Below are 14,339 nucleotides of genomic sequence, written 5' to 3'. Positions count from 1 at the left end.
CCTTCGTTCAGAGCGACAGCCCTGCGGTGAGATCCACCAACCGGACAAACTCCGCCCGGTAACCTTTTTCATCCGTGCCTTTAGCTCGCTCCGCCCAGCCTGCAATCTGCTGCCAGGACGTTTTTGCCAGCTCATCAGAACCGCGCAGTTTTTGCCCGAAAGCGGCTACCGCTGAGAGAAAACGCATATCCGTGGTAGCCATTTCAAAGCTGTTTTGTAACGATGTCGCCATCACCGGCTGGCTCATCAAGCGGCTGGTTTCACCCTGCGGCGCTTTGTAACGCAGCTTCACCCACAGCAGTTCGTTCTCTTTGCCGCTCTCCGCTTTCGGCGATGCTTTCGCATAACGCAGCGCATCGACCGAGCCTTTTTGCCCGGCGAGGGTCAGCTCAAACAGCACCGTGACATGTTTCCCCGCGCCGATATCTCCGGCATCAACGGCGTCATTATTGAAATCTTCATCGCGCAACTGGCGTTTTTCGTAACCGATTTGGCGATATTCAATCACCTGCGCCGGGTTAAACTCGATTTGTGCTTTGACGTCTTTGGCGACCGTCACCAGCGTCTGGCGCATCTCGTTATTCAGCACCTTCTGCGCTTCCGATAACGAATCGAGATAGCTGTAATTGCCGTTGCCCACATCGGCGATCCTCACCATCATCGCGTCGTTGAAGTTGTCATCACCGACGCCGAGCGTGGAGAGCGTAATGCCCGTGTCGCGCTCTTTTTTCACCAGCGTTTCAATGGCTTTCGGGTCGTCAATACCGACGTTAAAATCGCCATCCGTCGCCAGCAAAATGCGGTTAACGCCGCCTTTGATGAAACCTTTTTGCGCCTGTTCGTAGGCCATTTGCAACCCGGCGCCGCCGTTAGTGCTGCCGTCAGCGCTAAGATCGCTAATTGCATGAATAATGGTTTGCTTCTCTGCCCCGGAGGTCGCTGAAAGCAAGACTTCGGCAGAGCCGGCATAAGTGACAATAGAGACGTGGTCCTGCGGGCGCAGGTCATTGACCATCATTTTCAGCGCCGATTGAATGAGCGGCAGACGGCCATCTCCTTCCATCGAACCAGAAGTATCAATCAAGAAAACCAGGTTAGCGGCTGGACGCTCACTGCTGGCTAACTCTTTCGCGGCAATATCCAGGCGTAATAAGGTGTGTTGTTCGTTCCACGGCGCGGGAGTGAGTTCGTACCGGACGGAGAAAGGATGAGAGAAAGGTTCGCAGCCGGAGGTAATTTCAATATGAACGCAGCGCTCTCCGGAATTCTGCACCTCCTGACACCCAAAAGCAGTTTTATCATCCGGGCGTTTGCTCAATGGAAAATAATTCAGCATCTCTTCAACCCGTACCGCATCCGGGTTGGGCAACTGCCCCTGATTCAAAAAACGCCGCACGTTGGCATAGCTGCCGGTATCCACATCCAGGCTGAACGTCGCCAGCGGCGACTGGGCAACCTGTTTTACCGGGTTGTCGTCGTAGTGGGTGTAGCGGGAGGTATCTGGTTGCGCGGAAGGCGCAGAAGCAAGCGCGCCAGTGCCCATAACGGCATAGCCTGACATGGATGCCGGGGCGACAGGTGAGTGAGATGAACAACCATTTAGCAGCAGACCGCATATGGAAATTATTAATATTTTATCTTTGCACATATAAAATCCTTTTTTATTTAAATGACCTCATGTCAAAAGAATAAATCCACCACTCTCACTTGCCCATTTAATTAACGCCAGATACGCATTTAGCAGACTATTCCTGGATAGCAATAAATACCACAAATAATAAAACAAATAACATTCATAATTTGAATGTTATTATTTCAACGCTGATGCCCTCAACACAGGATCCGCCTGATGGAAACGCCATTGAGATAACATGTCCGATTCGGTAACAGAAAATATCCCTGCCACTCTTCTGACCGCTTTCATATAGATTGTCACCCGCAAATTATCCCCTTCAGGGCGCAACACCAGCGTACCGTATGCGGAATAGACGTTCTCACGGTATTTCGATTTTAACACCATTCGGCCATTCTCGCAGTGCACTGGCAACAGCCTCTCCTGCCGCCATCCGCCCTCTTTCAGGTGAAGAAAGAGATAACCTTCCGTGCCATTGATAGACAGGCGGACCTCCGGGGTCAGACTCTGCGGGTAGGTTATGAAGGACTCATCACCATACCGGGCGTCGTAACGACGGAGATAATCTTTGAACAAAGAGGATAAGTATTCTGGTACTCCTTTGATCAATGTTTTATCTATCTGCTCGCCTTTATTAGTAAAAAAATGATCATACACCGGACACGTCTCTGGCTGGGGAGCCTTTAACGCTGCAGGGTTAACACCATCAGCGTCAATATTATCAGCACAACCTGATAGCGTAACAATAGCGAATAATAATAGTGCTTTATATTTAACAAACATTCTCTATCGTTCCCTTTGAAATTTTCTCACTGAAGATGAGTTTTCACCGTATAATACCTGACACCACAGCAAACAACATCTCGTTTATAAAACAATTATGGGTAAAAAAGTTTTCCGCAACATATCAGTACTCATCATTTTTATATTGATGAGTTTTATGTTTATTTTATACCAGCCGTGGGTCACTCCGTTGCCTTCCGCGCCACACCATGCCAGCCCGGCAAAACTGGAAGAAACCGTGCGTTATCTTTCGCAAACCGTGCATCCACGAAGCGCGGACAATATGGCGAATCTCAATGCGGCTGCCAGCTACATCAGACACGCCTTCGAGGCCAGCGGCGCAAGCGTGAGTGAGCAACCAGTTCCCATCGCGAGCGGCCCTTACAAAAACATCATCGCCGACTTTGGCCCGAAAGATGGCCCACTGATAGTTATTGGCGCGCATTATGACTCTGCGACCGGCGATGAAAATGGCCAGATAACCTACACGCCCGGTGCGGACGATAACGCCAGCGGCGTTGCCGGGTTACTGGAACTGGCGCGCCTGCTGCAACAGCAAGCGCCGGATGTCGGCGTGCAACTGGTCGCTTACGCCTCGGAAGAACCGCCGTTTTTCCGCAGCGATGAAATGGGCAGCGTGGTGCATGCCGCTTCACTCACGCGCCCGGTGAAGCTGATGGTGGCGCTGGAGATGATCGGTTATTACAACGACGCGCCCGACAGCCAACGCTATCCCATCGCCGGGCTGAACTGGCTGTACCCTACTCGCGGCAATTTCATCGCCGTGGTCGGGAGAATGCAGGATATTAGCGCCGTGCGTCAGGTAAAGGCCGGTTTATTATCAGTCAAAAAATTACCCGTATATTCCATCAACGCACCGTCGTTTGTTCCCGGAATCGACTTTTCGGATCATCTTAATTACTGGCAGCGAGATATTCCGGCAGTGATGATTACCGACACGGCATTTTTTCGAAATACCGAGTACCATTTAAAGGGCGATACCGCGGATAGGTTGGATTATGAGCGGATGGCGCAGGTGGTGGATGGGGTTTTGATTTTATTACGTGACATTAAAAATTAAAATATCTGGAACCCTTCCCTGCTTAACATCCATGTTATGATGACACTAAAAATAATAAGAGGTATGGTATTGGTTATATTCATTCACTATGAATTCAATCAATACCATTCATTTTGTGAGTACATCATCTCAAGGAATGATTATGACACCTTTAGAACGCATTACCCAACTTGTTAATATCAACGGTGATGTTAATGATCCTGACACCCTCCGACCATTGTTATCTCTTGAGGATTTTTTTATCGGAAATAATATCCTCGGTTCAATATGTTGCAATGTGACTCCAGAACCATCTCCGCAAGCTATTTATCACCATTTGCAGAAAATTCGTGAGCGTAATGATGTCAGTGATGTTTTGATAGAGATTACGATGTTCGATGACCCAGACTGGCCCTTTAGCGATAGTATTTTAGTTATCACTTCTGCTTCACCTGAAGAAGTTCAGAGTTGGTTTGCAGAAGAAATTGCCCCTGATGAGTGTTGGGAAGGATGGTCCGAAGATACGGATCATGGATGGATTGAAGTCCCTGAGGGTATGCATCCGGTTATTTGTTGGTGGGATTAAATACATTGTTCATTACGAATGATTATAAAAAAAGTTCTTTCAAGCCAGGATGCCATAAAAAAACCGCCGAAATCGGCGGTTTTTTCACATCAACACTCAACCTTACATCAGCGGCATCGCCATCTGCACCAGTTCGATCAGCGGCTGCGGCCAGACGCCAAGTACCAGTACCAGCAGTGCAGACACCAGCACCACAATACCGCCTGCGCTGTACTGCCAGTTCGACGGCGCATCACGGTTGAGCTGTTCCGGCGCATGCAGGTACAGGCTTACCGCCACACGCAGGTAGTAGTAGAGGCCAATTGCCGAACCGACGACAACCGCGCCAACCAGCCACCACAGGTGAGTTTGCACACCGACGGCCAGTACGTAGAACTTGCCGATAAAGCCCAGCGTCATCGGGATACCAGCCAGCGACAGCATCATCACCGTCATTACCGCAGAGAGGATCGGGCGATGCCAGAACAGACCACGGTAGGAGAACAGTGATTCTGCATCCGGGCCGCGATACGGGCTGGACATCAGGCTCACTACGCCGAACGCGCCGAGGCTGCTGAACAGGTAACCGGCCAGATACACGCCTACCGCTTCCATCGACATTTCGCCGCTTTGCAGCGCAATCAGCGCCACCAGCAGATAACCGAGGTGAGAGATCGAGGAGTAGCCGAGCAGACGTTTGATGTTGGTCTGGCTCAGGGCCATCAGGTTACCGAAGATGATGGAGGCAAAGGCAATCAGGCCCAGCACAATACGTACCGCTTCGCTATCGCCTACCGGCGCGTAGAGGAACAGACGCATCACTACGCCGAAGATAGCGATTTTGCTCGCCGTCGCCAGGAAGGTGGAAACCGGAGCAGGCGCGCCCTGGTAGACATCTGGCGTCCACAGGTGGAACGGCACCAGCGAGAGTTTAAAGCCAAGGCCGACAATCATCATGCCCAGACCCGCCAACAGCAGCGGTTCATGCAGCATGTTGTCTGCCAGGCTCTTACCGAGCGCGACGAACGACAGGTTGCCAGAGTTGGCGTAAACCAGCGCCATACCGAACAGCAGGAAAGACGATGCCGCAGCAGACAGAATGGTGTACTTGATACTCGCTTCCAGCGAACGTTTCTGACGGAAAGCGTAACCAATCAACCCGAACAGCGGCAGCGAGATCAGCTCAATCCCCAGGAACAGCGCCGCCAGGTGATTGGCGTTCGCCAGCAGAATGCCACCCAGTGCGGCAATCAGCACCAGCAGGTAGAACTCTTCTTTGTTATCCGGGTAGCCTTCCAGCCACGGGTAAGCAAACGTACAGGTCGCGAGGCTCGCCAGCAGCACCATGCCGGTGTAGAGCATGGCGTAGCCGTCGACGCGCATCAGCGGCGTCACGTCCATTGCGCCCGCCTGGCCAACAAACCAGAGCGAAACCAGCGCCGCGTTAAGCCCGATAACCGCAAGCGTAGCGTTGAGGAAGTGATTGCGTCGCCACGCAATGGAGAGCATCACAACCACCACCGTCAAGCCGACGATCAGCAGCGGTAACAGCGCGATCAGTTGTTGTGGAGTTATTGTCATGGCGAATTACGGCCTTGTAGTTGAAACAGAATTAACAAACCACTGCTGAATGTTGCCCATCGCAGAGTGTGACGTGTCCAGAATCGGCTGAGGATAGAAGCCCAGCAGAACCAGCAGCACGACCAGCAGAAGAATGATGAACAGTTCACGCAGCGACATCCCTGGCAGCTCTTTGGCCGCGATTTCACTCTTCGCTTTACCAAAGTAAGCGCGGTGCAGCATCGCCAGCGAGTAAACGGAAGCGAAAACCAGACCGAAAGTGGAGATGACGGTGATCAGCGGCACCACATGGAAGCTACCGAACAGAATCATGAATTCACCGACGAAGTTACCGGTGCCCGGCATCCCCAGCGTCGCCACGGCGAAGAACAGGGAACAGGCTGGCAACCACTTAATTTTGCTCCACAGGCCGCCCATCATACGCATGTCGCGGGTATGCAGACGCTCGTAAAGCTGGCCACACAGGATGAAGAGACCCGCCGCCGACAGACCGTGAGCAATCATCTGAATCACCGCGCCCTGATAGGCCAGTTGGCTGCCGGTATAGATAGCAATCAGCACGAAGCCCATGTGGGAAACGGAGGTGTATGCAATCAGACGCTTGATATCGTACTGGGTGAAAGCCATCCACGCGCCGTAGAAGATACCAATTACGCCCAGCCACATGGCAATGGGTGCGAACTCGGCAGAGGCATTCGGGAACAGCGGCAGAGAGAAACGCAGCAGACCGTAGGCCGCGGTTTTCAGCAAGATGCCCGCCAGGTCAACGGAACCGGCAGTCGGTGCCTGGGAGTGCGCATCCGGCAACCAGCCGTGCAGCGGAACCACCGGCATTTTCACCGCGAAAGCGATGAAGAAGCCCAGCATCAGCAGGTATTCCACGCCGTGGGACATCGGGGTTTTCAGCAGGTCTTCGTAATTGAAGGTCCAGACGCCGGTCGCATTATGGTGCACAAACACCAGCGCCAGAATCGCAATCAGCATCACCAGACCACTCGCCTGGGTATAGATGAAGAATTTGGTCGCCGCCGTGATACGCGTTTTACCGTCGGACGCCTTATGGCCCCACAACGCGATCAGGAAGTACATCGGTACCAGCATCATCTCCCAGAAGAAGAAGAACAGGAACATGTCGATGGCGAGGAACACGCCGATAACGCCGCCCAGGATCCACATCAGGTTGAGGTGGAAAAAGCCCTGATATTTCTGGATTTCATTCCACGAGCAGAGTACCGCCAGCACGCCCAGCAGGCCGGTCAGCACCACCATCAGCAGCGACAGTCCGTCGATAGCCAGATGGATAGAGATACCGAAGCGTGGGATCCACGGCAGGATAAACTCAGACTGCCACTGCGGCAGGCCGGTGGATTGCGTCAGTGAGTAACCGCCTTGCAGCCACAGTTGCAGGCCAAGTGCGAGCGTCAATCCCATGGTAATCAGCGCAATCCAGCGCGGCATCTTCACGCCAAAGCGTTCAGTCTGCCAGCACAGGAAGCCGCCGATAAAGGGAATCAGTATTAGCCAGGGTAATAACATGGCGATCTTTATTCCTTGTTAAAGTCCTATCAAGGACCGATTTTCAACGAATTCGACAAATTTCACGGTTGAGTGCGGTTTGTGGTGTCGGGTGGCGCTAACGCTTACCCGACCTACGGAACCCTGTAGGCCCGGTAAGCGCAGCGCCACCGGGCAAAACCGCATTCGTCAAACTCAACGCAATACCATCAGCAGCGCCAATACAACCACGGCACCAATGCTCATGGAAGCCACATACAAACGCAGATAACCGTTCTCACTCAACACCAGCCCTTTGCCCGCAACGCGAGAAAGAATGGCCGGGATGTTCATCAGCGCGTTCAGCGGGTCGCGCTTCAGCAGCCACGCAATACCGAGGAACGGTTTAACGAACACTTTGTCGTAGAGCCAGTCGAAGCCCCAGGCGTTATACCACCAGGTTCCCAGCAGACGGCCAGGGCCGCTGTTGGCAATCGACGTCACCAGAGTCCGTTTGCCCAGCCACAGCCATGCGGCAATCAGGATGCCCGCAATTGCCACCACACCGGAGGTAATTTCCAGCGTCAGTACGCGGCCATGTTCAAGCTCGGCAGTATCCGGCAGTACACCCTGCAGCGGCGGAACAATCAGCGCGCCAACAAAGGTGGAGAGGATCATCAGCACAATCAGCGGCAGGTGGTGGGTGATCCCCTTCCCTGCGTGAGCGTGAATTTGTTCTTTTCCGTGGAAGACGATGAAAATCATACGGAAGGTGTAGAGCGAGGTCATAAACGCGCCGACCAGGCCCGCCACCATCAGGTTGATATGACCGTTCGCCATCGCACCTGCCAGAATCTCATCCTTACTGAAGAAGCCGGCGGTAATCAGCGGCAGCGCGGAGAGCGCAGCACCACCAATCAGGAAGCAGGCATACACCAGCGGAATGGATTTACGCAGGCCGCCCATCTTAAAGATGTTCTGTTCGTGGTGGCAGGCCAGGATAACCGAGCCGGACGCCAGGAACAGCAACGCTTTAAAGAAGGCGTGCGTCATCAGGTGGAAAATCGCCGCATCCCACGCCTGAACGCCCAGCGCCAGGAACATGTAGCCAATCTGACTCATGGTGGAATAGGCAAGTACGCGTTTGATGTCGGTTTGCACCAGCGCGGCAAAGCCTGCCAGCACCAGCGTGACCGCACCAACGATACCGACCAGATGCAGAATTTCCGGGGTCATCAGGAACAGACCGTGCGTACGCGCAATCAGGTAGACACCGGCGGTGACCATCGTTGCGGCGTGGATCAGCGCGGAGACAGGCGTCGGGCCCGCCATCGCATCGGCAAGCCATGTCTGCAACGGCAGCTGCGCCGATTTACCGACCGCACCACCCAGCAGCATCAGCGTCGCCCAGGTGAGCATGTTGTTGCCCGCCTCGAAGTGCGCCGGTGCCAGTTCCACCATTTCGCGGAAGTTCAGGGTACCCAGTTCGTTGTAGAGAATAAACAGCGCGAAGGCGAGGAAGACGTCACCCACGCGGGTCACGACAAACGCTTTCATTGCCGCTGCGCCATTCTTCGGATCGGTGTAGTAGAAACCGATCAGCAGATAGGAGCAGAGGCCCACGCCTTCCCAGCCGAGGTACATCAAGAGCAGGTTATCGGCCAGCACCAGAACCACCATGCTGGCGATAAACAGGTTGGTGTAGGCGAAGAAGCGGGAGTACCCCTCTTCACCGCGCATATACCAGGAGGCGAACATGTGGATCAGGAAGCCAACGCCCGTCACCACCGAGAGCATGGTCAGCGACAGGCCGTCCAGCACGAGGTTGAAACCGATGTTGAAATCGCCCACTGACATCCAGGTCCACAGCGGAACGCTGAGCACCTGTTTGCCGTTATTAAAGAAATCGACGCCGACAATCGCAGTCACCAGCGCCGCCAGGCCAATTGAACCCACGCCTACGGTGGCGGAAAGATTTTCCGACCAACGACCACGGGAGAAGGCCAGCAGAACAAAGCCAATCAATGGCAGAATAATGGTTAAGGCAAGCATATTCATCCGCGCAACTCACTTACTGAATCGATGTTCAGGTTCTGGCGGCGACGATGGAGCTGCAGCAGCAGCGCCAGGCCAATACTCGCTTCCGCAGCCGCAAGGCTGATAGCGAGGATATACATCACCTGACCATCGGTCTGGCCCCAGTAGCTTCCGGCGACCACAAAGGCCAGCGCGGAGGCGTTAATCATGATTTCCAGCCCAATCAGCATAAACAGCAGGTTGCGGCGAATAACCAGACCAGTTAAGCCCAGAACGAAGAGGATCGCGGCGAGGATCAGTCCATGTGTTAAGGGGATCATGCGTGCTCCTCCGGTTTTCTTTTCGCGCTGTCGTTCGGACGGTTGCTGATAAGCTCACCCGGACGGTCTTCACGGCCAATGTGGAAGGCGACAACCAGTCCCGCCAGCAGCAGCATGGACGCCAGTTCAACCGCCAGAACGTACGGGCCAAACAGGGCGATACCGACTTCTTTCGCGCTGATTGGGTTGCCGTCGATGCCCTGGTCATTAAGGCCCAGAATGGCATACACCATCACCGCCAGCAGAACGGCGGAGAGAATCGCCGGGCCAATCCAGATTTGCGGCTTCAGCCACTCGCGTTCCTGGGCAATTTCTGCCCCACCGAGGTTCAGCATCATCACCACAAACACGAACAGCACCATAATGGCCCCGGCGTAAACGATGATCTCCAGCGCCCCGGCGAAGTACGCGCCCAGCGAGAAGAAGACGCCTGCGATAGCCAGCAGCGAAATAATCAGGTACAGCAAGGCGTGTACCGGATTAGTGTGCGTAATAACCCGCAACGTCGCGAGGATGGCGATAAGGCCACAGATATAAAAAGCGAATTCCATTGCCCCTCTCCTTAAGGTAACAGGCTCTTGACGTCGATAGGCTTGGCTTCGTTCTCTGCTTCGCCTTTATCTTTGCCGTCGATTGCCATACCCGCCATCCGGTAGAAGTTATATTCCGGGTATTTGCCCGGGCCGGAAATCAGCAGATCCTCTTTCTCGTACACCAGATCCTGACGTTTGTATTCGCCCAGTTCGAAGTCCGGGGTTAACTGAATCGCCGTGGTCGGGCACGCTTCTTCGCACAGGCCACAGAAAATGCAGCGTGAGAAGTTGATGCGGAAAAACTCCGGATACCAGCGGCCATCTTTGGTTTCTGCTTTCTGCAGCGAGATGCAGCCCACCGGGCAGGCTACCGCACACAGGTTACAGGCCACGCAGCGCTCTTCGCCGTCCGGGTCGCGCGTCAGCACGATACGGCCACGATAGCGCGGCGGCAGATAAACCGGCTCTTCCGGGTACATTTGCGTTTCGCGTTTGGCGAACGCATGCAGGCCGATCATCCAGATACTGCGTACCTGGGTGCCGAAACCTACCAATAATTCTTTTAAGGTCATGGTCTATTCGCCCCTTATGGCTGCTGCCAGAGAATGACAGCCGCCGTTACCAGCAAGTTGATTAGCGTCAGCGGCAGGCAAATTTTCCAGCCGAAGGACATTACCTGGTCATAACGCGGACGCGGTAATGAGGCGCGAATCAAAATGAACATCATCATGAAGAACGCGGTTTTGATCGCGAACCAGATGAACGGCGGTAAGAACGGGCCTTGCCAGCCACCGAAGAACAGAGTCACCATCATGGCCGAAATGGTCACGATACCGATGTATTCCCCCACGAAGAACAGACCGAATTTCATGCCGGAATATTCAATGTGGTAACCATCGGCCAGTTCCTGCTCGGCTTCGGGTTGGTCAAACGGGTGACGGTGACACACCGCCACGCCCGCGATTGCGAAGGTCACAAAACCAAAGAACTGCGGAATAACGTTCCAGATGTCGGCCTGGTTGTTGACGATGTCGGTCATGTTGAATGAACCGGCCTGCGCCACCACGCCCATCAGGGAGAGCCCGAGGAACACTTCATAGCTCAGCGTCTGGGCAGAGGCACGCATCGCACCCAGCAGCGAGTATTTGTTGTTGCTCGACCAGCCTGCGAACAGCACGGCGTAAACCGCCAGCCCTGCCATCATCAGGAAGAACAGAATACCGATGTTCAGGTCAGCCACCACCCACGTCGGGCTCACTGGCACAATTGCAAACGCCAGCAGCAGCGAGGTGAAGGCGATCATTGGCGCCAGGGTAAAGATGACGCGGTCCGAGAATTTCGGGATCCAGTCCTCTTTAAAGAACATCTTGATCATGTCCGCCACGAGCTGGAGCGAGCCACCCCAGCCTACGCGGTTCGGCCCGTAACGGTTCTGGAACAGACCGAGCAGACGACGTTCGCCGAAGCTCATGAACGCGCCGCAGGTGACAACCACCAGCAGGATGACCACCGCCTTGAGAATAGTGAGCAGGATCTCAATCAGATCCGGTGTTAACCAACTCATTGCTGTGCCTCCTGCAGATTTTCAAGACGTCCACCTGCCAGCACCGGAGCGATGCCAGGCATACCCATCGGTAAACCGACCTGCCCTGCCGTCAGACCTGCCGAAATCACCAGCGGCAGCGTGACGGTTTGGCCGTCATAGCTGAAGGCGATTTTCGCACCGGCGTTAACGCCAAGCTTCGCAGCATCCGCCGGGTTAAGGGCGATATACGGTTGCGGCATACGCGTCTGGAAGACCGGTGAACGTTGTGACATCTCGTCGCTACCGAACAGATGGTAGTACGGCGCGATACGCCATTTACCCTCTTCCGCCTGGAAGCTTGCCGGTACGGTAGTGAAGTAATCGAGACCGTTTTCAGACGCTTCAATCAGACGCACGCCCGGATCGCCGTGACGCAGATGACCACCCACCTCGGCCTGGAACTTGTTCCATGCCTGCGGGGAGTTCCAGCCCGGTGCCCATGCAAACGGAATTTGCGAGCGCGGCGCGCCTGGCTGGTTGTTCCCTTCCATTGAGAAGGCGAACATGGTGTCTTTATCCTGCGGCTGACGCGGTTCGTGAACGCTGATGTTCGCGCGCATCGCGGTACGGCCACTGTAACGGTGTGGTTCACGCGCCAGTTTCTGGCCGCGAATACGGAAGGTCGCGTCCGGCGCAGCATCTTTGATGCCCGCCAGTTGCGGCAGTTTTTCGACAACGGCGTCAATAACGTGGTCAAGCTGCGTCCAGTCCACTTCACGGCTCTGCACCGTGCTGTGCAGGGAGTGCAGCCAGCGCCAGCTTTCCAGCATCACGGTGTTGCTGTCGTAATACGCCGGGTCATAAACCTGGAAGAAGCGCTGTGCGCGGCCTTCGTTGTTGATGACCGTACCGTCGCTTTCAGCAAAACTTGCCGCAGGCAGTACCAGGTGCGCTTTTTCCATAATCGCCGTGCGTTGATGGTCAATTACCATCACCAGCGGCGCTTTGGAGAGCGCGGCATCCACACGGCTGGCGGAAGCGTGACGGTGCAGGTCGTTTTCCAGCACGATAACCGCATCTGCCGCGCCGCTTTCCAGCTCGTTCAGTGCGTCATCAAGAGAGCCGCCGCCAATCATGCCGAGGCCCATGCTGTTCACCGCGCGGGCAACCATGGTGATGCCCACGTCAGAACCACGGGTTTTCAGTGCTTTTGCGACGTTTGCTGCCGCCTGAATGACGTCCGCGCTTCCGGCGTTGGTACCGGAAATAATCAGCGGTTTCTTCGCGCCAGCCAGTGCCTGAACCACAACATCAATTTTGTTTTGCAGGTCACGGTCGATGCCCTCTACCGCCGGCGCGCTGTTATCCAGGGCATGGGCGATAGCGAAACCGAAGCGCGCCTGATCTTCAACCGGTGCGCGATAGGTCCACGCGGCAATGTCATCCAGACGGGTGTTATCGACGTTGGTAACAAACAGCGGGTGCTTCGCGCGCTGGCCGATGTTGAGGATTGCCGCAATCTGCCAGTCGGCCACTTTCTGCGCCGCCGCCATTTCGCGTGCTTTACCTTTCACCGCCTGACGAACAGAGAGCGCCACGCGAGCGCCGGTCTGGGTAATATCTTCGCCCAGAATCAGCACCGCATCGTAGGACTCAATTTCACGCAGCGCAGGCGTGTGAACACCGCCGTCTCGCAGCACGGTCAGTGCCAGTTGCAGACGTTCCTGCTCCGCTTTCGCGATGCCGGTATAGAAGTTTTCCGCACCGACCAGTTCACGCAGCGCGAAGTTGCTTTCCACGCTGGCGCGCGGGGAGCCGATACCGATCACTTTCTTCGACTGACGCAGAATATCCGCCGCGCCCTGCATCGCCTGCTCGGCGTTGAGGGTGATGACGTCGTTACCGCGAAGTTGTTCTGGCTGGCGAGGACGATCTTTCAGGTTCACGTAGCCATAGCCGAAACGACCACGGTCGCAGAGGAAGTAGTGGTTAACAGTACCGTTGTAACGGTTCTCAATACGACGCAGTTCACCGTAGCGCTCGCCCGGGCTGGTGTTACAGCCAATCGAACACTGCTGGCAGATGCTCGGCGCAAACTGCATGTCCCATTTACGGTTGTAACGCTCGGAGTGCGTTTTGTCGGTGAAGACGCCGGTTGGGCAAATTTCGACCAGGTTGCCGGAGAATTCGCTCTCCAGAGTGCCGTCTTCCGGGCGACCAAAGTAGACGTTATCGTGTGCGCCATACACGCCCAGGTCGGTACCGTCCGCATAATCTTTGTAGTAACGCACGCAACGGTAGCAGGCGATGCAGCGGTTCATTTCGTGAGAGATGAACGGCCCCAGGTCCTGATTGCGGTGGGTACGTTTGGTGAAACGGTAGCGACGGAAGCTGTGGCCGGTCATCACGGTCATATCCTGAAGATGGCAGTTACCGCCCTCTTCACAGACCGGACAGTCGTGCGGGTGGTTGGTCATCAACCACTCGACCACGCTTTCACGGAACTGCTTCGCTTCGTCGTCATCAATTGAGATAAAGGTGCCATCGGTGGCCGGTGTCATACAGGACATCACCAGGCGGCCACGCGTGTCTTCCGCGTTTTGGTATTGCTTCACCGCACACTGGCGGCAAGCGCCGACGCTGCCCAGCGCCGGATGCCAGCAAAAGTACGGAATATCAAGGCCGAGGGAGAGACACGCCTGTAGCAGGTTGTCCGCCCCGTTGACCTCATATTCTTTGCCGTCTACATGAATTGTAGCCATTAGCATGCTTCCAGTTGGCCCAGTCAGAGACTGAGCGTTAATCGAA

At 54.9% G+C, this 14,339-nt stretch carries 12 protein-coding genes; 2 read left to right on the top strand and 10 right to left on the bottom strand.

Translation table 11 applies throughout. From position 1 onward, the window contains the following. Window positions 1–7: 7 nt before the first annotated feature. Together G163CM_RS01950 and G163CM_RS01945 are read right to left on the bottom strand one after the other, a co-directional pair. Window positions 8–1,561: a vWA domain-containing protein gene (locus G163CM_RS01950; RefSeq protein ID WP_420851342.1), complete on the bottom strand. Its 1,554-nt coding sequence runs from the start codon at window positions 1,559–1,561 to the stop codon at window positions 8–10. A 249-nt stretch (window positions 1,562–1,810) separates the two neighbouring features. Then, window positions 1,811–2,416 (bottom strand): hypothetical protein, encoded by a 606-nt coding sequence (locus G163CM_RS01945; protein ID WP_231826670.1) that lies wholly within the window; start codon window positions 2,414–2,416, stop codon window positions 1,811–1,813. A gap of 148 nt (window positions 2,417–2,564) precedes the next feature. Here G163CM_RS01945 and G163CM_RS01940 point away from each other — a divergent pair, with 148 nt between their 5' ends. Further along, complete coding sequence (locus G163CM_RS01940) at window positions 2,565–3,497, top strand: M28 family peptidase (protein ID WP_420851341.1); 933 nt, start codon at window positions 2,565–2,567, stop codon at window positions 3,495–3,497. Between the two features lie 142 nt (window positions 3,498–3,639). Then, window positions 3,640–4,062, top strand: coding sequence for a hypothetical protein (locus G163CM_RS01935; protein WP_231826666.1), 423 nt, complete (start codon window positions 3,640–3,642; stop codon window positions 4,060–4,062). Between the two features lie 102 nt (window positions 4,063–4,164). Here G163CM_RS01935 and nuoN read toward each other — a convergent pair whose 3' ends face one another. From nuoN to nuoG, 8 genes are all read right to left on the bottom strand, one after another. Next, window positions 4,165–5,622 carry an NADH-quinone oxidoreductase subunit NuoN gene (gene nuoN, locus G163CM_RS01930; protein WP_231826665.1) on the bottom strand — a complete coding sequence of 486 codons (1,458 nt, stop codon included), beginning with the start codon at window positions 5,620–5,622 and terminating at the stop codon, window positions 4,165–4,167. 6 nt (window positions 5,623–5,628) lie between these two features. Then, window positions 5,629–7,158 carry an NADH-quinone oxidoreductase subunit M gene (nuoM, locus tag G163CM_RS01925; RefSeq protein ID WP_015963661.1) on the bottom strand — a complete coding sequence of 510 codons (1,530 nt, stop codon included), beginning with the start codon at window positions 7,156–7,158 and terminating at the stop codon, window positions 5,629–5,631. Between the two features lie 174 nt (window positions 7,159–7,332). Next, window positions 7,333–9,174, bottom strand: a complete 1,842-nt coding sequence (gene nuoL / locus G163CM_RS01920) for an NADH-quinone oxidoreductase subunit L (protein WP_231826664.1) — start codon at window positions 9,172–9,174, stop codon at window positions 7,333–7,335. Then, window positions 9,171–9,473 carry an NADH-quinone oxidoreductase subunit NuoK gene (gene nuoK, locus G163CM_RS01915; protein WP_003861496.1) on the bottom strand — a complete coding sequence of 101 codons (303 nt, stop codon included), beginning with the start codon at window positions 9,471–9,473 and terminating at the stop codon, window positions 9,171–9,173. The genes nuoL and nuoK overlap by 4 nt, the downstream gene beginning before the upstream one ends. Next, window positions 9,470–10,024 carry an NADH-quinone oxidoreductase subunit J gene (nuoJ, locus tag G163CM_RS01910; RefSeq protein ID WP_015963659.1) on the bottom strand — a complete coding sequence of 185 codons (555 nt, stop codon included), beginning with the start codon at window positions 10,022–10,024 and terminating at the stop codon, window positions 9,470–9,472. Before nuoJ ends, nuoK begins: the two co-directional genes overlap by 4 nt. A gap of 11 nt (window positions 10,025–10,035) precedes the next feature. After that, window positions 10,036–10,578, bottom strand: coding sequence for an NADH-quinone oxidoreductase subunit NuoI (nuoI, locus tag G163CM_RS01905; RefSeq protein WP_000172742.1), 543 nt, complete (start codon window positions 10,576–10,578; stop codon window positions 10,036–10,038). Between the two features lie 14 nt (window positions 10,579–10,592). Further along, entirely contained in the window at window positions 10,593–11,570 is a 978-nt protein-coding gene (nuoH, locus tag G163CM_RS01900) for an NADH-quinone oxidoreductase subunit NuoH (protein WP_015963658.1), read from the bottom strand. Then, window positions 11,567–14,293 carry an NADH-quinone oxidoreductase subunit NuoG gene (gene nuoG / locus G163CM_RS01895; protein ID WP_231826663.1) on the bottom strand — a complete coding sequence of 909 codons (2,727 nt, stop codon included), beginning with the start codon at window positions 14,291–14,293 and terminating at the stop codon, window positions 11,567–11,569. Before nuoG ends, nuoH begins: the two co-directional genes overlap by 4 nt. Window positions 14,294–14,339: the final 46 nt, after the last annotated feature.

This window comes from Pseudocitrobacter corydidari (assembly GCF_021172065.1).
GTDB classification, from domain to species: Bacteria; Pseudomonadota; Gammaproteobacteria; order Enterobacterales; family Enterobacteriaceae; genus Pseudocitrobacter; species Pseudocitrobacter corydidari.
This window is presented reverse-complemented; position numbering and strand designations above follow the sequence as displayed.